Below are 21,166 nucleotides of genomic sequence, written 5' to 3' on the forward strand. Positions count from 1 at the left end.
TGATCAATGCGCGGGCGGTGTGGACCACGCACCCCCTCCGACAGGACCGAGCCACATGAACAACCCGCCCCCCACGAACGACGTCACAAGGGACGCCGCGACCGACTCCTGGTGGCGCACCGCGGCCATCTACCAGGTGTACATACGCAGCTTCGCCGACGGCGACGGTGACGGAACCGGCGACATCGCCGGCCTCCGCTCCCGCCTGCGGTACCTGGCCCACCTCGGTGTCGACGCGATCTGGATCAATCCCTGGTATCCGTCCCCGCTGGCCGACGGCGGCTACGACGTCTCCGACTTCCGCGACATCCACCCCGCCTACGGCACACTCGACGAGGCCCGGAAGCTGATCACCGAGGCCCACGAGCTGGGCCTGCGGGTGATCCTGGACATCGTCCCGAACCACACGTCCCACCAGCACGCCTGGTTCCAGGAGGCGCTGGCGGCGGCACCCGGCTCGCCGGAAAGGGAGCGGTTCGTCTTCCGCGAGGGGAGGGGGGAAAACGGCAGCGAGCCCCCCAACGACTGGCACGCGGCCTTCGGCGGCCCCACCTGGACCCGCACGGCGGACGGCCAGTGGTACCTCCACCTCTTCGCCCCCGAACAGCCCGACCTGAACTGGGACAACGGCGAGGTCCGGGCCGAGTTCGAGTCGATCCTGCGCTTCTGGTTCGATCTGGGCGTCGACGGCTTCCGCATCGACGTCGCCCACGGCATGGTCAAGGACCCGGCCCTCCCGGACCTCGGCCTGCCAGAGTTCTCCGTCATCGCCGGCGAGGGCCAGGACAACCACCCGCACTGGGACCGCGACGGTGTCCACGACATCTTCCGCAGCTGGCGGGCCATCGCAGACAGCTACCCCGACCCCCGCGTCTTCGTCGCAGAGGCCCACGTGCGCCCCGGCCGCATGCCCGACTACCTCCGCCCCGACGAACTCCACACCGCCTTCAACTTCGACTTCCTCAAGTGCGCCCTGGAGGCGGACAAGTTGAGGGAGGTGATCGACCGCACGATCACCGATCTGGCGAGAGTCGGTGCCCCCGCCACCTGGGTCCTCTCCAACCACGACGAGACCCGCCACGTCACCCGCTACGGCCGCGCCCACACCGGCGTGACGACCCCGACGCGCGACCAGGGCCACCCCACCGACCTCGCCCTCGGCACCCGCCGAGCCCGAGCGGCGGCCCTGCTGATGCTGGCCCTGCCCGGAGGCGCGTACATCTACCAGGGCGAGGAACTCGGCCTGTACGAGGTCGAAGACCTCCCCGAATCGGCCCTTCAGGACCCCACCTGGGAACGCTCCGGCCACACGATCCGAGGCCGCGACGGCTGCCGCGTCCCCCTCCCCTGGACCGGCGACACCCCACCCTTCGGCTTCGGCACGTTGGTGTCCGCCACGCCCTGGCTCCCCCAGCCCGACGACTGGAAGTTCTACACCGCGGAAGCCAACCAGGCCGACCGCAACTCCATGCTCCAGCTCTACCGCTCCGCCCTGCGCCTACGCCGCACCCACTCCGACCTGCGGGGCGAGGAGTTCCGCTGGCTGGACAGCCCGGCCGGCACGCTCCTCTTCGAACGTGGCAACGGTCTGCTGTGCGCGATCAACCTCTCCGACCGGTCGATCCCGCTCCCCGACACCGGCAGCCTCCTCCTCGCCTCAGTGCCTCTTGGCAAGGACGGGATGCTGCCGCCCGACACCGCGGTCCTGCTGCATCTGGACTGACAGACGGCGAGGAGACCACTGCGGCCGACCTCCCCCGCGCGCCCGGTCGCGCCCGCATACGCCAGGGCCTGTCCGGTGTTCACTTCCCGCCGACCGGACGGGCCCTGGTCCATCTTTGGGAGCCCGCGGGAGTTGCCGGGGACGAGGACGGGCCGGCGTCGGTTCTGCTTCTCTCCCAAGGCTGTGCGGAGCCGAATTGGAACGCGGTAGCGGCCTCGCACCGCGCGCAGCTTCTGCCGCCACCGCGTCTCCCGCGTTTGGGGAGCGGGGTGAATCCCCCGGTCCCGGGGGTGCGTTGGACGAATTCCATGACGCTGGTGGAGGTCTTGACGCTCTGCGCGTCGATCACGCAGGCCGACGCTGGGCGTCCCGCCCCTCCTTCTCCCGGTCGAGTCCCCGCATCAGGCCGCTGAGCTGGGTGGACACCCCGCTCTTCTGCCGTTTCGCGAGGTATCCGTAGACCGTTTCCCAGGGCGTTCTGTGGAATGAAGGATGTCAAGTGGTGTGCTTGTGGATCACGCCGAGATAGAGGCGTTCACGATGGGGCACATGGTCGTCACGGCCAGGCGTGACGAACACCGCGCAGACGTTGGCGGGTTGGGTAAGGATGCTGGATTGCTCTCCGAACGTGAGGCGGTCGTTGACGTCGTGGCGGCAGTCGACTGCGTCAAGGCCATCGATCAGGTCTTCTCGGAGCACTGTGGACGGGTAGGACTCCGAGTCTGGCAAGACGAGGGGCGGCAACTTGGTCGTCGAGCCCGGCCGGAGCATGATCCAGATTCCGCTTACAAGGCGTTGGGTGATGACCAGCTCCAGGCCGTTCCAAGCGTAGGGGTAGCCGTCGATGTCCGGTCTCAACCGGATAGCGGGGTGCGGGCGTCCCGGACCCAGGAGATCCTCGGCCTCGGTCAGCGGCATGCCGCAGTGAAGCGGGCCGATACGGCCGGTCCGGGCGAAGTCGACGAGCACGTTCATCAAGGTCACGACGGTGACTCTGGCACCTTCTCGTGCCGGCCCACACCTGGATAATCCACACAGAGGCATGAATGACCGGGATCGGTGATCCAGCCGCTGTCAGGCCCCGCCGACACTTCCGTCCCGGCGGGGCCTCCGACATCCGTGATCTTGCGCTGTTCGTCACGCCGGCAGGAGGCTTGATCTGTGAATGGGAGAATCGACAGTCCGAATGCCCTTCGCTGCGGACGGCTCCCTCAGGAGACCCCTTGACGTACATTGATCCCCAGAAGCGTGCAAATGCTGAAGAAAATGGCATTCCACACGCTCCAGAAGAAGTCATCGCCGAGTGGCACGCACTGGCGGAGACGGTATGCCGAGAGCTGCAACACGCCGGTCTCCCCGCTTACGTGCAACACCCCAACACCCTGGCCGACAGGCAGGTCGGCGCGCGCGTTTCCGTCGACACCATTGAGGGTCCGGCAGGCGGCGTCCACGTCAGCTGGAACGCCGGTGAATCCCTGACCGAGGCTGTCCTCGAATTCATGGAGCCGGACAGGCTCGATCTCCGGGAACCTGTGATCGAGCACGGTGCGCGAGTCGGTTCACTCATGGACGAGACGATCAAAAGCGTGCTCACGCTTGCCGGTTTCCGCACCCGTGACGCGGTCGAACTCAACGACCTGGCCCCGGGAACCTACGTCGCGGGCCGCCGGCCGAGACAGTGGTTCATCGAGTACATCCTCACAGAGGGTGTACTCGGTCTCATCGCCGCCATCCGTTCCCCCGATCCGAGGGGGGACGATTCCGGTGAGCCGGCCGGTATCAGCGTGGAGGGCAAGGCACGACTCACCGGACGGGGCATCCGGATCGTGCAGGACGGTCTGCACCGTCTGGCGGACGACGACCGGCAGGAATTCGCCCGCGTCTTCCGCAGGCTGGCTGGAGCGATGCACAGCCAGGACATGGTGTACAGAGGCTTCTGGAAGGCAGACCGGTCGCTGCTGGAACTTCCCGACGAACTCTGCCTCCCTGCGCAGGAACCGCCGGCCGTAGCCGGTCATTCGGTGACCCGGCCTCAAGTGCTCGCGGCCGCGTACATGGCTCTGCTCGGCAGTATCGCGCCGGCCGGCGAGGACACCGTCGACGACGATGACGCCGTCAAGATCACCGAAGCGTGGACGGGGACCCTGCTGAGGCGGATGAACCAGGCGCCTGACGAGGACCGGCATGAGCTGATCCGCCTCTTCCGGGAGGCCGCCCGCGAGGAGACCGACCCCGCGCACCAGGCGTTCGCCTCCGGTTTCCCGGAGGCCATCGGTTTGGTCGAGGAGGGCGAGGGAGCGACGGGCGCCTGATCAGGTGATCCGGCCATCGGCCACCGGGATGAACGCCCAGTCCGTGGACGTCCGGCCGCCGTCCGGCTGCCGTCCGGCGACGTCTCGGCCGCCGGCGCCGGCGAGAACATGACCGCGATCGGCCTGCCGGCCGTGTCCAACGGCACCACCTCGCTGAGCCTGCCGGCCCAGCGCATCACCACCTGTGTCCTCCGCGCCGGTGTTTGAGCAGACCACCCTCCCCACGTCCTTCTCACGGGCGCCGCATGCGCCCAACCCCACCCGGGGTCACCGTCACCTACTCAGACCGGCGTCTGCGCGCCGCACCGCTTCGGCGACCCGTCCGCCGCCCGTCACACGGCCGGCGGGCGGCCGGCGCGAGAAGGGCATCCGGCCCGCCGTGGGCAACCGCGCCCTGCGCATCCGAACTGGACGGCCCGGCGCCGGCTTTCCTGGACGGCGCCGACGGCAACGGGCTGCAAGCGCTGCTGCTCCGCACAGGGCCGAGACCACGGCGTGCGACGCCTTGAGCCCGTCCTCGCAGGCCTCGACCGCATCGGCCTGTTCTGGACCTACCTCGGCCCGGACGGCGGGAGTGACCGACGGCGGTCGCCGGCTCGGTGGCGAGGGTGTCGGTCAGCACGGCAAGGTCCTCGGCAAGCGGATGGCGGGACCCACCGCTGCGGAGACCCGCCGGTGAACGCGAACGACGTCGGCCGGTCCGTCTCCATAAAAGGCGTACCCGGCGAAGACGCAATTCCCTCACCCTGCCGGCCGGCAGCCGCGATCGTCGACAGACCCTGCGGCATAGTCCGAGGTCAGTCGGTACACGCCCGCCCGGGGCGCGGTCAGCCGGGTCCACGGGCCGTCCGCGCTGACGCACGCTCCCTCGGCCCGCAACCACGGCGAATACGCGATCCGCACGGTGCTCGTCCCGGCGCGAGGCATCCTCAAGGTCAGCCCTGCCTCTCCCGCGTGCTGCAACTCGGCCGGGGCGGAGACCAGCGGCAGAGTGTCGCGGACGCGATAGATCTTCCAGTACCGGTCGTGCCAGACGAGCTCCAGCCAGTTCTGTCCCTCCTTGATCAGAGCGGTCTCGCGCTCCGCGGACCGATCGGGCGGGCCGTCGTGCAGCACGACGTAGCCCACCGCCCAGTTGCGCAGCCAGGCGTGGTAACGCGGCCCGTCGAGGTCGCCCTCGTAGAACAGGCGTCCCCGTTCCACGTCCAACTGCTGATTCCAGCCCCGCATCAGTTCGACGTGCGGGCCGAGGAGGGTGGCCCCGCGGTGGTCGCGATCCGTCGGCAACTCGACCCGGCCGCGGTCCGCACCCAGGCGGGCGAGCGCGGCGAGCACTCCGTCGGTGTGCGTGACCCAGCCCGGAACGGGGTCCGGGCTCCGCAGATGCATCAGCGACGTCACACAGAGATAGGAGACGGAGAGAGCGGTCACCAGAGCCATCGCGCGCATATGAGTTCGGCGTACGCCGTTCCGGGTGGCTCCGGAGCGGCGGTGCAGCGCGGCCGCGAGCAACACCGCGGGGGCGAAGAGCAGGGCGAGGCGCTCCACGTTGTTGCCGATCGGCGAGGGGACCAGCCAGGTCAGGACGACCCCGGCGGCGTACAGGGCGCTGCCTGCCCGCACCACCCGCCACTTGCGCGGGGACGCCCACACCACGGCGGCGGACAACAGCACGGGCAGGATCATCCGGCCCGCGGCCATGGGCTGTTCGCCCTGGAAGGGGAACAGCAGGGTCGTCAAGCCGACGACGGCGACGGGCGGGAGAGTCAGGGCGAGACACTTGCCGTACTGCCGGGCGACCAGATATCCGGCGCCCGCCACCAGCAGGAAGAGCCCGGCCACCGGGCTGCCCATGGTCGCGAACAGCGCCCCGAACACGGCGGCGGCAAGCCGGGACGGGCGGGGCGCACGGTCGGCCACGGCGAGCAGGCCCGCGAGAGCGAAGGCCAGACCGAGGGCGAACGTGGTGCGGCCGAGCACGACGTTGTACCAGAGGCCCAGCGCTCCGACCAGCGCGGGCCACAGCGACACACGGGGAACAGTGCGCTCCAGCAGCTTGGCCAGCAGCCAGGTGGCGCTGACCCCGGACAGCACGGAGACAGCACGGACACCGATCAGTGCCATCAAGTGCGGTGATATGACGCTGTAGTTGACGGTGTGGATCCCGCCGAACCAGAAAAGCCCGTACGGCGTGACCGGGTGCCTGCCCACGAACCCCGCCCACGCGTACTGCGCGGCGAGGTCACCGTCGTCCGTCGCAAGAACGGCATCCCACCCCCAGTACAGGGGGAGTACGGCGGCGATGGCGAGGAGCGGGATGCGGTATCTCGCCGGTCCGGACGACCGGCGTTCCCGGCGCACTGCCGATGCTGGGGGTTGCAGCGAGGCGGGGGTCGGCAGGGTGAAGGACTGTAGGGGCATATTGGCTTTCCCGGTGCGGTACGGACGCTGTACAAGCCCGCCGAGGAATTCGTGGCCCTGAGGGCTCCTGGAACTCGCGGACCCGCGCAGGCGTCACGGCCGGGTTTCTCCCGTCCGTCGCGCCGACTCTCGTATCGCGCACCACATCAGCGCCTCCGCCTCGGCCCGTCGGCCGGCTCTCGCGCGTGCCGCCACCGGACGTCCGGGCTGTTCGTTCGAGGCGCTGACGCCGTCGCGCGGCAAGCCCGTATCGGCTCGCCTCCCGCCCGCCGGGGCAGCGTTGAACCACGCTGCGCGGATGGCGCAACTCGCTGACAGGGCCAGCACCAGGGGGCCGACATCATGCACTGAACCGCTCCGGAATCGGTGGAGGACCCGGACTGGGGCCTCCTACCCAAGCGGACTACGGACATCAGCCGGATCGCCCCCCGACCATGATCCGGACCATTCCCGGGCCGGCAACCCTCCACCGGCTTCAGCAGAGGCTATTTCCACAGGTCAGCCACATGCAAGGCGTGGACCCCCAACAGACGAAGAACCTGCTGGTGTCGTACTCGCCGAAGCAGCCGGGCTTCTTCTGGACACACGAAAAAATGGCGCCTGACCTGGGTTTTCACCCGTCAGGCGCCTTTCGCTCAGCCCGCTCTCGACCGATCCCGGATGGCGCGCCAACTCCCGTTCCTCCCATGCTGTACCTCTCCTGACCAGTGCGTCCGGACCAGTCACGGACCAAACCCCCGGTTCAGCCCTCGGATGCGTCACCTTGGCCGACGCGCTGCCACTCGTTCATGGACTGCTCGATGAGAGGGTTCGCCCGATCTTGAAGGCCGGCGAGGAACTCGGCGCACTGCTCGCTGCACTCTGCGCTCTGTGGGGGTGCGGCAAATCGCTCTCGCGAACGCACTCTGATCACCCTCGCTCGGCGTGGGTCGACGTTGGCAGCCAGCGGTGTCCCGCCAGGCCCAGCACGGGGCGAGCGCTCTTGCCCACGCCGATGTCCTGTTCGCCCTCCAACCGGTTTCGACTGAGGGGCATGTGGTGCCGGGAACCGTCGGTGAGCGACTCCAGCCACGCATCGCAGTCATGCCCGGTGAGCAGCTCCGCCTTCCGGTACAGGAACGTTCGACTGCGGCGCTTCCGCGATCATGGCCGACAGGTGGGTGGACGCAGCGTGGCAGATATGTCGCCCGCGAACTGTTCTGCCGCGGGAAACCGGGCGATGTCTCACGCCCACCGCGTCGGGCCTGTCGAGCGTGGCGGCCCTTCCCGGCACAGGCCTCACCTCACGCCAGACAGACCACACCAGGACTCAGACGACATTCAGGAGAGTCCCACCGCACGGGCGGCCCACTCGTCTCGACCGGCGCCGACCCACAGCCCGCGCCACCGTCCTGGATCATCCGATCGAGCAGGATGCCGCTGTTCCCCTGCGGAACTCGTTGGGAGCTTGGCTCACCGGGACGAGCACCAGGCGGCCGGCGACGCTCACCCAGCGACCGGATCCACGACGGGATTCCAGTCGGAACACTTTGTTGGTACGTCCTGACATACCTGTTGACATCTCCGCAGGGCGGTTCCATAGTCTCTGCAACTAGAGCGCGCTACTAAAGCGCTCCAGTGCGCGAAGTGGTGGTCCGCACCCATGACTACCGGAAAGACGCGCCACGCCGTGCCGCACGGACAAAGCACTCGCGCACCGTGTCGCCCGCTCGGTGATCGTCAACCGGCCACCGACGTCAGACGCGCTCCTGCCCACCACAGACTCCACCCCGACCAGCACAGCGAGGTGCAAGGGACATGCACAGACACCACCGAGCCGCCATCCTCACCGCCACCGTCCTCGCCGGAACCCTGCTCGCCGCCGGCTGTTCCAGCAGCTCGGGCGGCAAGAAGTCCGAAGAAGGAAGCGCGAACGCCTCGGCGGGCAAGGCCGACACCCCGCGTATGACGGTGGCCCTGGTCACCCACGCGTCGCCCGGCGACACCTTCTGGGACCTGGTTCGCAAGGGCGCCCAGGCCGCCGCGGCCAAGGACAACGTCAAGCTCGTCTACTCCAGCGACCCCAACGCCGGCAACCAGGCCAACCTCGTGCAGAACGCGATCGACCAGAAGGTCGACGGCATCGCGCTCACCGCCGCCAAGCCGGACGCCATGAAGGACGTGGTGGCCAAGGCGAATGCGGCGGGCGTCCCGGTCGTCGGCTTCAACTCCGGTGTGGACGACTGGAAGGAGCTCGGCATGCTGGAGTACTTCGGCCAGGACGAGAACATCGCCGGCCAGGCCTTCGGTCAGCGCCTGAACCAGCTCGGCGCCAAGCACGCCCTCTGCGTCATCCAGGAGCAGGGGCAGGTCGCCCTTGAGGCTCGCTGCGCCGGCCTGAAGAAGGGCTTCAGCGGAAAGACGGACATCCTCTACGTCAACGGCACCGACATGCCGTCCGTGAAGTCCACCATCACCGCCAAGCTCAAGCAGGACTCCTCCATCGACCAGGTCGTCACCCTCGGCGCCCCGATCGCGCTGACCGCCGTGCAGTCGCTGTCCGACGCCGCCAGCAAGGCCAAGCTCGCCACCTTCGACCTCAACAAGAGCCTGGTGAAGGCCGTCCAGGACGGCCAGGTCGAATTCGCCGTCGACCAGCAGCCCTACCTGCAGGGCTACCTCGCCGTCGACGCCCTGTGGCTCTACAAGACCAACGGAAACTTCAGCGGAGGCAGCACCGCGCCCGTCCTCACCGGACCGGCTTTCATCGACAAGACCAACGTCGACGCCGTCGCCCAGTTCGCCGCGAAGGGCACCCGGTGATCGACATGACCCAGCAGGCTGAGCCGGCGGTGTCCGCACCGCCGGCCCCCGGCCCCAAGGAGACCGATGGGCGAACTTCGCAACGCCTCCTGGCACTGCGGCTGTTGGCCCGACCCGAGGTGGGTGTCTTCCTCGGCGCCGTCGCGGTGTACGTGTTCTTCCTGATCACCGCGCCGCCGGTGCGTGACGGCAGCTCGATGGCCAACATCCTGTACCAGTCGTCGACGATCGGGATCATGGCCCTGCCGGTCGCGCTGCTGATGATCGGCGGCGAGTTCGACCTCTCGGCCGGTGTCGCCGTCATCACCTCGGCGCTCACCGCGAGCATGCTCAGCTACCAGCTCACCACGAACGTCTGGGTGGGCGTCATCGTCGCCCTGCTGGTCTCCCTCGGGATCGGCTTCCTCAACGGCTGGATGGTCGTCAAGACCGGACTGCCGAGCTTCCTGATCACCCTGGGCACCTTCCTGATCCTGCAGGGCGTCAACCTCGCGGTGACCAAGCTGGTCACCGGCAACGTGGCCACCGACGACATCAGCGACATGGACGGCTTCGGCCAGGCCAGGAAGATCTTCGCGTCGTCCTTCGACGTCGGCGGCGTCCAGGTGAAGATCACCATCGTGTACTGGCTGGTCTTCGCGGCCATCGCCACCTGGGTGCTGCTGCGCACGAAGTACGGCAACTGGATCTTCGCGGTCGGCGGCAACAAGGAGAGCGCGCGGGCGGTCGGCGTGCCCGTGGCCTTCACGAAGATCTCGCTGTTCATGCTGGTCGGCTTCGGTGCCTGGTTCGTCGGCATGCACCAGCTGTTCACGTTCAACACCGTGCAGTCCGGCGAGGGCGTCGGCCAGGAGCTGATCTACATCTCCGCGGCGGTGATCGGCGGCTGTCTGCTGACCGGCGGCGCCGGCAGCGCGATCGGCCCGGTCTTCGGCGCGTTCATGTTCGGCATGGTGCAGCAGGGCATCGTCTACGCCGGCTGGAACCCCGACTGGTTCAAGGCCTTCCTCGGCGTGATGCTCCTCGGCGCCGTCCTGATCAATCTGTGGGTCAGCCGCACGGCGACCCGGAGGTGACCCGAATGACCACCAGCAACGGAACCGGCACGCACGGCGCGATCATCGCGGACACCGTCCCCGAGGACGGCGACCGCGCGCTCGTCGAGCTGCGCAACGCCGGCAAGTCGTACGGCAACATCCGTGCCCTGCACGGCGTCGACCTGAAGGTCCACCCCGGCAAGGTGACCTGCGTCCTGGGCGACAACGGCGCCGGCAAGTCCACCCTCATCAAGATCATCTCCGGACTGCACCAGCACACCGAGGGCGAGTTCCTCGTCGACGGCGAACCGGTGCGCTTCTCCACCCCCCGCGAAGCGCTCGACAAGGGCATCGCCACGGTCTACCAGGACCTGGCCACCGTGCCGCTGATGCCGGTGTGGCGCAACTTCTTCCTCGGCTCCGAGATGACCAAGGGCCCCTGGCCCGTGCGCCGTCTCGACATCGAGAAGATGAAGAAGACCGCCGACCACGAACTGCGCGAGATGGGCATCGTCCTCGACGACCTCGAACAGCCCATCGGGACCCTCTCCGGCGGCCAGCGCCAGTGCGTGGCCATCGCCCGCGCCGTCTACTTCGGCGCCCGCGTGCTGATCCTGGACGAGCCCACCGCCGCCCTCGGTGTCAAACAGTCCGGCGTGGTCCTGAAGTACATCGCCGCCGCCCGCGACCGCGGCCTCGGCGTCATCTTCATCACCCACAACCCCCACCACGCCTACATGGTCGGCGACCACTTCAGCGTCCTGCGCCTGGGCACCATGGAACTCTCCGCCGACCGCAGCCAGGTCAGCCTCGAAGAACTCACCAACCACATGGCCGGCGGCACCGAACTCGCCGCCCTCAAACACGAGTTGGCCCAGGTCCGCGGCGTCGACGTCGAGGAACTCCCCGAGGAGAAGGACCTCACGGCCCTGTAGCGGCATGTCCCGAAAGGGTGTCCTGGCAACGGCGAACGCATCAGCTACCCACAGCCGATGCAGGCCGTCCTGGCTCCTCGCCTACATCGCCGAAGGCGAGATCTCGTTTGGCGTACGGTCGGTGCCACCCCAGCACGGCAAGGCCAAAAGCCTCAACTGCTGGGGGACATGCCGTGGTGGCCGTCCCGATCGGCAAGGCGGGCCGTCCACCTCCAGGCCAAGGACCGCCGCACCTGTCGCACCGCCGCTGGGACAGACCAGTGGTCGCCGCCTGCTCGGCACAGTGGACGACGGCTCGGTCGACGTGTGACCTCGCAGGTCCTGTCGCCGCCCGCTGTCTCCCCCGGTCGCCGACGCCTCAGGTCGCCGTCTCCGGTGCCGTACTGCTGGTGCCGCGTACCACCAGCTTCGGGTCCAGTACCGCCTCCCGAGGTTCCAGCTCCGGGTTCTCCAGCCGCTCCACGGCGAACCGGACCGCGTGCTCCGCCATGAGCACCGCGTCCTGGCGGACGGTGGTCAGCCCGATCGGCATCAGATGGGAGAGGTGACTGTCGTCGTATCCGACGACGGACAGGTCGCGCGGGACCTCGACGCCGGCCCGGGTGAAGGACATCAACAGGCCCATCGCGCTCCGGTCGTTGCCCGCGAGGACTGCTGTCGGCAGAGGCTGCCCCTCGTTGCGTTCCGCCAGGAGCAGATGGCCGGTCTCGATGCCCGAGTGCTCCGTGTGGTCGCCCGGGATCACCCGCACCTCGGAGTCCAGCCCATGGCGACGCATCGCCGCCCGGTAGGCCCGGCGCCGCTCTGCCGACCCGGGGCCACGGCCGCCGTCAAGGTGCACGATCCGCCGGTGCCCCAGTTCGACGAGGTGTTCCATGGCCTGCCGTACGCCCTCGCCCTCGGCGCTGTGCACGAAGTCCACCCGGGCACCGGGGACGCGGCGACTGACCGAGACGGCGACCGTACGTTTCCCGAGCTCGTCAAGATATGCGGCCTCGGCGTCGGAGCCCAGCAGTATCAGTGCCTCGCAGCGGTGGCTGAGCAGGGCCTCGACCGCCTTGGCTTCGCTACGGCCCTCGGTGGCGGCGGAGAGCAGGACGTCGTAGCCGAGGTGTTCGGCCTCCGGGTAGATGCCCGCGATGAGGTCCGTATGGAAGGCCTGATGGACGGTGAACATCACGCCGAGGGTGCGGCTGCGGCCACGGGCCAGCAGCCGGGCGGCGCTGTCGGGGTGGTAGCCGATCTCGTCGGCGATCCGCAGCACCCGCTCCCGGGTCTCTTCGCTCGCTCCCGGCTGTCCGCGGAAGATGATCGAGACGAGCGCCCGGGACACTCCCGCTCTTGCGGCGACGTCCGCCATTGTGGGCCGCTGCTTGCCCGATGCATCCACCTGTGAACTCACCCTCCGACGCAGCTCACCCTGGCGGGGGTCTCGAAATCTCCCAGCTACAAGGTATTGACATGACATTTGGACAGGGGTCATCGTACACATACTAGAGCGCGCTAGTAGAGCGCGACAGCGAATCCTGTGAGAGTCCCGGGTCCCCGGCGCGAAAGGGAAACCAGCGTGATGCCGTTCGAAGTGCTGACCATGGGTCGCGTGGGGGTGGACGTGTATCCACTCCAGACGGGCGTGGGGCTGGCGGAGGTCACCTCGTTCGGCAAGTACCTGGGCGGCAGCCCGACCAATGTCGCCGTGGCCGCCGCCCGGTACGGCCGTTCCTCCGCTGTGATCACGAAGACGGGCCGGGACCCGTTCGGCGAGTTCGTGCGCACGGCTCTGGCCGGCTTTGGGGTCGACAGCCGCTTCGTGGGTACGTCGGAGATCGCACCGACGCCGGTGACGTTCTGCGAGATCTTCCCGCCGGACGACTTCCCGCTGTACTTCTACCGACCGCCCAAGGCCCCCGACCTGGACATCAGCGAGGGTGAACTGGACCTGGACGCGGTACGGGACGCGCGGATCTTCTGGATCACCGGGACCGGGCTGAGCGAGGAGCCGAGCCGTTCGGCCACCCTCGCCGCCCTCGCGCACCGGGCCAAGTCGGGCCCGACCGTCTTCGACCTCGACTGGCGGCCGGCGTTCTGGAAAGACACAGCCTGGAACGACCCGTCCGAGGCGCGTGCGTACTACGCGGAGGCCCTGCGCCACACCACGGTCGCGGTCGGCAACCTCGACGAGTGCGAGGTCGCCACCGGGGAGCGCGAACCGTACGCGGCCGCGAAGGCGCTGCTGGCGGCCGGTGTGGAACTGGCGGTGGTGAAGCAGGGCCCGAAGGGTGTGCTCGCGATGGACCGGGACGGTTCGGCCGCCGAGATGCCGCCTGTCCCGGTGGACGTGGTCAACGGCCTCGGTGCCGGTGACGCGTTCGGCGGGGCGCTGTGCCACGGACTGCTGGCCGGCTGGGACACCCGCCGCACCGTCTCCTTCGCCAACGCCGCGGGCGCGATCGTCGCGGGCCGGCTGGCCTGCTCCGAGGCGATGCCGACCGAGGCCGAGGTCGACACCAAGCTCCGCGAGGCGACCCTCGCCCCCAACGATCCTCAGCGAAAGGTGTGACGACGTGCTGTCCGAGAACGTGAGCCGGATCGTGGCCGCCCGGGTGAACGACCCCGGCGCCATCGCGGCAGCAGCCGCGCGCCGGGTGAAGGCCGCCTCGCTGCTGGGCGAGCACGGCAAGGCAATGATCGTCGCGGCGGACCATCCCGCGCGCGGCGCCAACGGCGTCGGCGGCGACCCCACCGCGATGGCCGACCGCTCCGAGCTGCTGGACCGCCTGTGCACCGCGCTGGAGCGGCCCGGAGTGACGGGCGTGCTGGCCACCGCCGACATCCTGGAGGACCTGCTGCTCCTCGGCGTCCTCGACGGCAAGAGCGTCTTCGGTTCGATGAACCGGGCCGGGCTGGCGGGTTCGGTCTTCGAGATCGACGACCGCTTCACCGGCTACGACGCCGAGACCATCGCCGGGATGGGCTTCGACGGCGGCAAGATGCTCACACGTATCGCCCTGGAGGACCCGGCCACCCCGTCCGTCCTGATCGAGACGGCACGGGCGGTCAACGAGCTCAATGACCGTCAACTTGTCGCCATGATCGAGCCGTTCATCTCGGTCTGGCGCGACGGAAAGCTACGCAACGACCTTTCCACCCACGCCGTCGTCAAGTCGGTGACGATCGCGTCGGGACTGGGCCGGCGTACCGCCTACACCTGGCTGAAGCTGCCGGTCGTCGACGACATGGAACGCGTCCTGGCCTCCTCGACCCTGCCCGCGCTGCTGCTGGGCGGCGAGGTCAAGGACGCGGAGGCGGCGTTCGCGTCCTGGGGCAAGGCGCTCAAGCAGCCGACCGCGCAGGGCCTGGTCATCGGCCGCTCCCTTCTCTACCCCGGCAACGGCGATGTGGCCGGTGCGGTGGACAAAGCGGTGAGTCTGCTGTGAGCAGCAAGTACCACTTCCCGCACGGGACGTCCGCCGACGGCCCCTACGACGTCCTGGTCACGCCCGAGTCGGCGGGCTGGGGATACTCCGGCCTCAGGATCCTCACCCTGAAGCCGGGTGAGGCGCACTCCCTGCCCACGGGGGATTCGGAGTTGCTGGTTCTTCCCCTGGAGGGCGGTTGCACTGTCACCGTCACCGGGCAGAGCTTCGAACTCGCCGGGCGGACAGGCGTGTTCGCCTCGGTCACCGACTTCGCCTACCTCCCCAGCGGGTCGGAGGCCCTGATCAGCAGCGCGCAGGGAGGTCTGTTCGCGCTGCCCTCCGCCCGTACCGAGCGGAGCTCACTCTCCGCTCGGTACGGGCGCAAGGAGGACGTGCCGGTGGAGCTGCGGGGCGCGGGCGCGTGTTCGCGGCAGGTCAACAACTACTGCCTGCCGGGCACGTTCGAGGCCGAGCAGCTGCTGGTGTGCGAGGTCCTCACGCCGGGCGGCAACTGGTCCTCGTACCCGCCGCACAAGCACGACGAGGCCCGGCCCGGCGAAGAGTCGGAGCTGGAGGAGATCTACTACTTCCAGGTCGCCGGGGACGGGAACGGCTTCGGCTACCAGCGGGTCTACGGCACCCAGGACCGGCCGATCGACGTGCTCGCCGAGGTCCGCTCCGGCGACACCGTCCTGATCCCGCACGGCTGGCACGGGCCCTCGGTCGCCGCGCCCGGCTACGACCTCTACTACCTCAACGTCATGGCCGGCCCGGGTCAGGAACGCACCTGGCTGATCTGCGACGACCCCGCCCACGGCTGGGTGCGCACGACGTGGGCGTCCCAGGACATCGACGACCGGCTTCCCTTCGAAGGACCCAACGAGCAATGAACACCGTCCGACTCACCACCGCCCAGGCCCTCGTGCGCTTCCTGGCGAACCAGTACAGCGAGCGCGACGGCCAGGAACAGCGCCTCATCCCCGGCATGTGGGGCATCTTCGGGCACGGCAACGTCGCCGGGATCGGGCAGGCCCTGCTCCAGGCCGCCACCACCGGCGAAGCCGATCTCCCCTACTACTTGGCGCGCAACGAGCAGGGCATGGTCCACGCCTCGGTCGCCTACGCCAAGATGCGCGACCGGCTGGCCGCCTTCGCCTGCACCGCCTCCACCGGCCCCGGCTCCACCAACATGATCACCGGCGCCGCGCTGGCCACCACCAACCGCCTCCCCGTCCTGCTCCTGCCGTCCGACATGTTCGCCACCCGCGCCGCCGACCCGGTCCTGCAGCAGCTGGAGGACACCCGGGGCGGAGACGTCACCGTCAACGACACCTTCCGCGCCGTGTCGAAGTACTTCGACCGCATCTCCCGTCCCGAACAGCTCATCCCGGCGGCCCTCGCGGCGATGCGGGTGCTCACCGACCCGGTCGAGACCGGCGCCGTCACCCTCGCCCTGCCACAGGACGTGCAGGCCGAGGCCTACGACTGGCCGGTCACATTCTTCCGGCACCGGGTATGGCACGTCGGCCGGCCCGTGCCCGAGCCCGCCGCCGTCGAGCGCGCGGCACGGCTGCTGCGGAACGCCAAGAAACCGCTGATAGTGGCGGGCGGCGGGGCCGTGTACTCCGGTGCCGAGACCGCGCTGCGGGCCTTCGCCGAGGGCACCGGCATCCCGGTCGCCGACACCCACGCCGGCAAAGGCGCGGTGCCCTGGGACCACCCGTGCGCGGTCGGCGGCATCGGCTCCACCGGCTCCTACGCGGCGAACGAACTGGCCCGCGAGGCGGACGTCGTCCTCGGCATCGGGACGCGGTACTCCGACTTCACCACCGCCAGCCACACCGTCTTCGGCAACCCCGACGTCACGTTCGTCAACCTCAACGTGGCCCGCCTGGACGCCGTCAAACACTCCGCCGAACCCCTGGTCGCGGACGCCCGGCTCGCCATCCAGGCACTCGCCGGCGCACTGAAGGACTGGGAAGTCCCGGCGGATTACCGGTCGAGGACCCGTGAACTCATCACCCGGACACGGGAGATCGAGGAACGCTGCTTCAACCTGGGCCACAGCCCGCTCCCCGCCCAGACGGAGATCCTCGGCGCGCTCAACGACGTCCTCGACGACCGCGCCGTCGTCATCAACGCGGCCGGCTCCATGCCCGGCGACCTGCAACAGCTGTGGCGTGCCCGCGATCCCAAGGCCTACCACGTCGAATACGCCTACTCCTGCATGGGCTACGAGGTCGCCGCCGGCGTCGGTACGAAGATGGCCGACCCCTCGCGCGAGGTCGTCGTCCTCGTCGGCGACGGCTCGTATCTGATGATGGCTCAGGAAATCGTGACCATGGTCTCCGAAGGCCTCAAGGTCATCATCGTCCTCGTCCAGAACCACGGCTTCGCCTCCATCGGCGCCCTCTCCGAGTCCCTCGGCTCGCAGCGCTTCGGCACCAAGTACCGCTACCGCAACGGCGATTCAGGCCAGCTCGACGGCGACGTCCTCCCCGTCGACCTCGCCGCCAACGCCTCCAGCCTCGGCGCGGACGTCCTTCACGCCACCACCGTCGATCAGTTCCGTACCGCGATGGAGAAGGCCAAGGCCGCCACCCGCACCACCGTCGTGCACGTCGAAACCGACCTCTACGGGCCCAACCCGCCCGGCCACGGCTGGTGGGACGTCCCCGTCAGCCAGACCTCCGCCCTGGACACCACCCAAGCGGCCCACAACACCTACGCCACCCACAAGCACGCCCAGCGGCACTACCTGTAAGTCCCCTCCCCACAAAGGAAACCCGCACCGTGAAGACCATCCAGCACTGGATCAACGGCTCCCCCGCCACCGGCACAAGTAGGCAAACCGCGCCGGTGTTCAACCCGGCCACCGGTCAGGAGCAGGCCCGGGTCGCCCTCGCCGGCGCGGCCGAGGTGGACGCCGCCGTCACCGCCGCCGCGACGGCCTTCGAAACCTGGTCGCAGTCCTCGCTCACCCAGCGCACGCAGGTGATGTTTGCCTTCCGTCAGCTCCTCGTCGAGCACGAGGAGGAGCTCGGCCGGATCATCTCCGCCGAGCACGGCAAGACCGTCGACGACGCCCGCGGCGAAATCACCCGCGGCCGGGAAGTCGTGGAGTTCGCCTGCGGCCTCGGCGACGTGCTCAAGGGGTCCTTCTCCGACCAGGTATCCCGCGGCGTCGACGTGCACAACTTCCGCCAGCCCCTCGGCGTCGTCGCCGGCATCACACCCTTCAACTTCCCCGCCATGGTGCCCCTGTGGATGCACCCGATCGCCATCGCCACCGGCAACACCTTCATCCTCAAGCCCAGCGAACGCGACCCGTCGGCGGCCAACTTCGTCGCCGAGCTGTACCAGAAGGCCGGCCTGCCCGACGGCGTCTTCAACGTCGTCCACGGCGGCAAGGACGCGGTCGACGCGATCCTCACCCGCCCCGGCATCGAAGCCGTCTCCTTCGTCGGCTCCACACCCATCGCCAAATACGTCCACCAGACGGCCACCGCCCACGGCAAGCGCGTCCAGGCCCTCGGCGGCGCCAAGAACCACGCCGTCGTCCTGCCCGACGCCGACCTCGACTTCGCCGCCAACCACATCACCGCCGGCGCCTACGGCTCGGCGGGAGAGCGCTGCATGGCCGTGTCGGTGGCCGTCGCAGTCGGCGAAGCCGCCGACGCCCTGGTCGAGGTACTTCAGCGCAAGGCCCGCGAGGTCAAGGTCGGCCCCGGCGACCAGCCCGGCACCGAAATGGGCCCGCTCATCACCAAGGCCGCCCAGGAACGCGTCGAGAACGCCGTCGGCACCGCCCACGCCCAAGGCGCCACCGTCGTCGTCGACGGCCGCGGTCTCAAGGTCGACGGCCACGAAGACGGCTTCTTCACCGGCCCCACCCTCCTCGACCACGTCACCACCGAAATGGACGCCTACAAGGAAGAACTGTTCGGCCCCGTCCTCGCCATCGTCCGCGCCGACACCCTCGACGAGGCCATCGACCTCATCAACGCCAACCCCTACGGCAACGGCACCGCCCTGTTCACCGCCTCCGGCGAAGCCGCCCGCCGCTTCCAGCGCAACATCAAGGTCGGCATGATCGGCATCAACGTCCCCGTGCCCGTCCCGATGTCCTACTACTCCTTCGGCGGCTGGAAGGACTCCCTCATCGGCGACTCCCCCATCCACGGCCCCGAAGGCATCCGCTTCTACACCCGCCCCAAGGTCGTCACCACCCGCTGGCCCCAACCCACCCAGCAACTCGCCGCCGGCTTCAACTTCCCCACCTCCAACTGACACCCCAGGCCTCACGGCCACCCGCCGCTCCCCACCACGACCGGTAGGAGACGGCATGGACCTCACGGACAACGCCGCCCGGACCCACACCACCGCTCCCGCGCCCGACGACACACCCCCCACGCTCTCCCGCCGGCTGCGGCTCATCACCGTCACCGCCACCTTCGGCGGACTCCTCTTCGGCTACGACACCGGCGTCATCAACGGCGCCCCCCCTACATGACCGACGACCTCGGCCTGACCCCCTTCACCGAAGGCATCGAGGAGCTCGAGCTGTTCGCGGGCGCGGTCCGTGACTTCGTCCTTCGGACCACCGCCGCGCGGGACGGTGCCCCGTAGCCACCAACGGCACCTCACGACGTGCGTCGGCCCTCTTCGGGCCGAAGGCCGGCTGCGCGGTGTCCTCGACCCCGGCGACTGGATCGGCGTCTTCCGCGCCCCACACCGCTGCACGTGGAGCTCGGCGGACATGATCGCCCGCTTCCTGCGCGAGACCGCCGCCGACGTGATCGCCTTCCCGCTGGCCCATCCGGCTATCATCAACGTCACCCTGGGTGTACGGAGTCCGGAACAGGTGGCGCGGAACGTGGAACTCCACCGTCGGCACATCCCGAACGTCTCTGGGACGATCGTCGCGCCCAAGGACTCATCAGGTCGGACGCGTCGACGCAGATCGGCCATGGAAGGAGTTCGCGGTGTCCCTGACGGACAGGGCGATTGAGCAGATCCGCGAGCTGATCCGCACGGGTGCGCTGCCCCCCGGCTCGAAGCTGCCGCCCGAGCAGGACCTGGCGGCCCAGCTGGGTCTGTCCCGCAACCTGGCCCGTGAGGCGGTCAAGGCACTGGCCGTCGCGCGCGTCCTGGAGGTGCGACGAGGCGACGGCACGTACGTGACCAGTCTGCAGCCGAGCCTGCTCCTGGAGGGGCTGGGCGGAGCAGTGGAGCTGCTCCAGGGCGACTCGGCCGCCCTGCAGGACCTCATGGAGGTACGGCGGCTCCTCGAACCGGTCGCCACCGCGCTCGCCGCCACCCGGATCTCCGACGCGCAGCTGGCCGAGGTGAAACGGCATCTGGACGCCATGCGCGATGCACGCGAGGACGTCGAGCGCCTCAATGCCCACGATGCCGCCTTCCACCGTGCCGTCGTCTCCGCCACGGGGAACGAGACGCTGCTTACCCTGCTGGAGGGCATTTCCGGCCGCACGCTGCGCGCCCGTATCTGGCGCGGCCTGGTCGACACCCACGCCGCGGGCCGGACTCTCGCCGAGCACGAAGCGATCTTCTCGGCGCTCGCCACTCGCGACGCCACGCTCAGCCATGCCGCCGCGTTGCTGCATGTGAGCAGCACTGAACAGTGGCTGCGCCAGCACCTGAAGTCCACGGAAGTCACTCGGTGACCGGGCCCAACGACCGGAAACGTCTGAGCCTGCCGGCGACCCGGACGAGAGCAGGCCACTACCAGTACTCGCCCCAGTCGGGGTCGTGGTGCAGCTGCGGGATGAACACCAGGATCGACTCGCCCTTGCGCACGGTGTACTTGCCACTGGAGGGCCTGCCCGACGGGTCGCGTGATTGCTGAGCATCCCGATCGTTTCTGTCGGCGTGAGCGGGGCGACTTATCAAATGAGGAAGGGTGCAGATCTTCTGAGGGTGCCCCGCTGGGGTGATTCGCAGAGGTTCGGGATGTAGCTCGACGTGCCGACTTCTGGCTCATCAGTGCCAGTACTACAGACCAGCGATCTGCTCACGCAGCCGCTCGGCCTCGCCCAACACCTTTTCGATCGAGATTCATTGGTGGGTTGGGTTTGCTGGTTGCGGTCGGTGTTTCTGGAACGCCTCGGCCATCTGCGCGCCGATCTCCGGGGTCAGCCGACCCGTCAGCTCGAACCCGAGTTGATTGGCGACGTCACGGCTGTACATGTCGACCGAGGACTCTACGAGGTCCGCGTACACACCAACCGAGCGGTGGATGCGCCGCCGCGATACCGACAACAGCCAATGTCCCGGCACGGGCGCAGGCCACCAGTACGCGCCGACGACCAGATGGGCCAGACCCCACACTGGCGTGCGGGCGGTTGCGGCACACCGCTCCTGGACGGCTTCGGGCACTTCGCCCCTGGAAGCTGCCGCGACGACCCTGGCCAGCACCTCCGCCACGCCGTACCGCGCCGCGCGTTCCGCCAACGCCTCTCCTGCCTGCTCGCAGAGGGCTCCGACACGCGCACCA

General features: G+C 69.0%; 16 protein-coding genes and 2 pseudogenes. 13 read left to right on the plus strand and 5 right to left on the minus strand.

Translation table 11 applies throughout. From position 1 onward, the window contains the following. The first annotated feature begins 55 nt into the window (after positions 1-55). Positions 56-1,723: a glycoside hydrolase family 13 protein gene (locus tag OG289_RS06895; RefSeq protein WP_327313110.1), complete on the plus strand. Its 1,668-nt coding sequence runs from the start codon at positions 56-58 to the stop codon at positions 1,721-1,723. A 310-nt stretch (positions 1,724-2,033) separates the two neighbouring features. On the opposite strand, the pseudogene OG289_RS06900 reads toward OG289_RS06895, so the two are convergent. Together OG289_RS06900 and OG289_RS06905 are read right to left on the minus strand one after the other, a co-directional pair. Beyond that, positions 2,034-2,194 (minus strand): annotated as a pseudogene (locus OG289_RS06900) (IS5 family transposase); the annotation flags it as partial. Between the two features lie 24 nt (positions 2,195-2,218). Further along, positions 2,219-2,707 (minus strand): hypothetical protein, encoded by a 489-nt coding sequence (locus tag OG289_RS06905; protein WP_327313111.1) that lies wholly within the window; start codon positions 2,705-2,707, stop codon positions 2,219-2,221. Positions 2,708-2,946: 239 nt separating this feature from the next. Here OG289_RS06905 and OG289_RS06910 point away from each other — a divergent pair, with 239 nt between their 5' ends. Then, positions 2,947-4,035, plus strand: coding sequence for a hypothetical protein (locus OG289_RS06910; RefSeq protein WP_327313112.1), 1,089 nt, complete (start codon positions 2,947-2,949; stop codon positions 4,033-4,035). 741 nt (positions 4,036-4,776) lie between these two features. On the opposite strand, the gene OG289_RS06915 is transcribed toward OG289_RS06910, so the two are convergent. Beyond that, the gene (locus OG289_RS06915) at positions 4,777-6,456 is read right to left on the minus strand and encodes a hypothetical protein (RefSeq protein WP_327313113.1); all 1,680 of its coding nucleotides are present in this window, start codon (positions 6,454-6,456) and stop codon (positions 4,777-4,779) included. Between the two features lie 1,797 nt (positions 6,457-8,253). Here OG289_RS06915 and OG289_RS06920 point away from each other — a divergent pair. From OG289_RS06920 to OG289_RS06930, 3 genes are read left to right on the plus strand one after another with little or no spacing between them, the layout of a single operon-like run. Further along, positions 8,254-9,258, plus strand: a complete 1,005-nt coding sequence (locus OG289_RS06920; RefSeq protein WP_327313114.1) for a sugar ABC transporter substrate-binding protein — start codon at positions 8,254-8,256, stop codon at positions 9,256-9,258. Next, entirely contained in the window at positions 9,258-10,334 is a 1,077-nt protein-coding gene (locus OG289_RS06925; RefSeq protein ID WP_327320606.1) for an ABC transporter permease, read from the plus strand. Before OG289_RS06920 ends, OG289_RS06925 begins: the two co-directional genes overlap by 1 nt. Before the next feature lie 5 nt (positions 10,335-10,339). Continuing rightward, a complete protein-coding gene (locus OG289_RS06930) occupies positions 10,340-11,230 on the plus strand; it encodes an ATP-binding cassette domain-containing protein (protein WP_327313115.1) in 891 nt (296 codons plus the stop codon). Positions 11,231-11,588: 358 nt separating this feature from the next. Here the strand turns inward: OG289_RS06930 and OG289_RS06935 are convergent, their stop codons facing one another. After that, complete coding sequence (locus OG289_RS06935) at positions 11,589-12,590, minus strand: LacI family DNA-binding transcriptional regulator (RefSeq protein WP_327320607.1); 1,002 nt, start codon at positions 12,588-12,590, stop codon at positions 11,589-11,591. A gap of 210 nt (positions 12,591-12,800) precedes the next feature. Between OG289_RS06935 and iolC the strand changes: the two genes are divergently transcribed. From iolC to OG289_RS06975, 8 genes and pseudogenes are all read left to right on the plus strand, one after another. Next, positions 12,801-13,790 carry a 5-dehydro-2-deoxygluconokinase gene (gene iolC / locus OG289_RS06940; protein ID WP_327320608.1) on the plus strand — a complete coding sequence of 330 codons (990 nt, stop codon included), beginning with the start codon at positions 12,801-12,803 and terminating at the stop codon, positions 13,788-13,790. A gap of 4 nt (positions 13,791-13,794) precedes the next feature. Beyond that, positions 13,795-14,667, plus strand: coding sequence for a Cgl0159 family (beta/alpha)8-fold protein (locus tag OG289_RS06945; protein WP_327313116.1), 873 nt, complete (start codon positions 13,795-13,797; stop codon positions 14,665-14,667). Further along, entirely contained in the window at positions 14,664-15,539 is an 876-nt protein-coding gene (gene iolB, locus OG289_RS06950; protein WP_327313117.1) for a 5-deoxy-glucuronate isomerase, read from the plus strand. Before OG289_RS06945 ends, iolB begins: the two co-directional genes overlap by 4 nt. Continuing rightward, positions 15,536-17,413 (plus strand): 3D-(3,5/4)-trihydroxycyclohexane-1,2-dione acylhydrolase (decyclizing), encoded by a 1,878-nt coding sequence (iolD, locus tag OG289_RS06955; protein WP_327313118.1) that lies wholly within the window; start codon positions 15,536-15,538, stop codon positions 17,411-17,413. Before iolB ends, iolD begins: the two co-directional genes overlap by 4 nt. Positions 17,414-17,442: 29 nt before the next feature. Beyond that, positions 17,443-18,939 carry a CoA-acylating methylmalonate-semialdehyde dehydrogenase gene (locus OG289_RS06960; RefSeq protein ID WP_327313119.1) on the plus strand — a complete coding sequence of 499 codons (1,497 nt, stop codon included), beginning with the start codon at positions 17,443-17,445 and terminating at the stop codon, positions 18,937-18,939. A gap of 55 nt (positions 18,940-18,994) precedes the next feature. After that, positions 18,995-19,227, plus strand: a pseudogene (locus tag OG289_RS06965) (MFS transporter); the annotation flags it as partial. A gap of 181 nt (positions 19,228-19,408) precedes the next feature. Then, positions 19,409-19,660 (plus strand): hypothetical protein, encoded by a 252-nt coding sequence (locus OG289_RS06970; protein WP_442818876.1) that lies wholly within the window; start codon positions 19,409-19,411, stop codon positions 19,658-19,660. Beyond that, positions 19,635-20,336, plus strand: coding sequence for a FadR/GntR family transcriptional regulator (locus tag OG289_RS06975; protein WP_327313120.1), 702 nt, complete (start codon positions 19,635-19,637; stop codon positions 20,334-20,336). The genes OG289_RS06970 and OG289_RS06975 overlap by 26 nt, the downstream gene beginning before the upstream one ends. Before the next feature lie 391 nt (positions 20,337-20,727). Here the strand turns inward: OG289_RS06975 and OG289_RS06980 are convergent, their stop codons facing one another. Next, positions 20,728-21,123, minus strand: coding sequence for a hypothetical protein (locus OG289_RS06980; RefSeq protein ID WP_327313121.1), 396 nt, complete (start codon positions 21,121-21,123; stop codon positions 20,728-20,730). Positions 21,124-21,166 lie beyond the last annotated feature (43 nt).

Source organism: Streptomyces sp. NBC_01235, from assembly GCF_035989285.1.
In the GTDB taxonomy this organism is placed as follows: domain Bacteria; phylum Actinomycetota; class Actinomycetes; order Streptomycetales; family Streptomycetaceae; genus Streptomyces.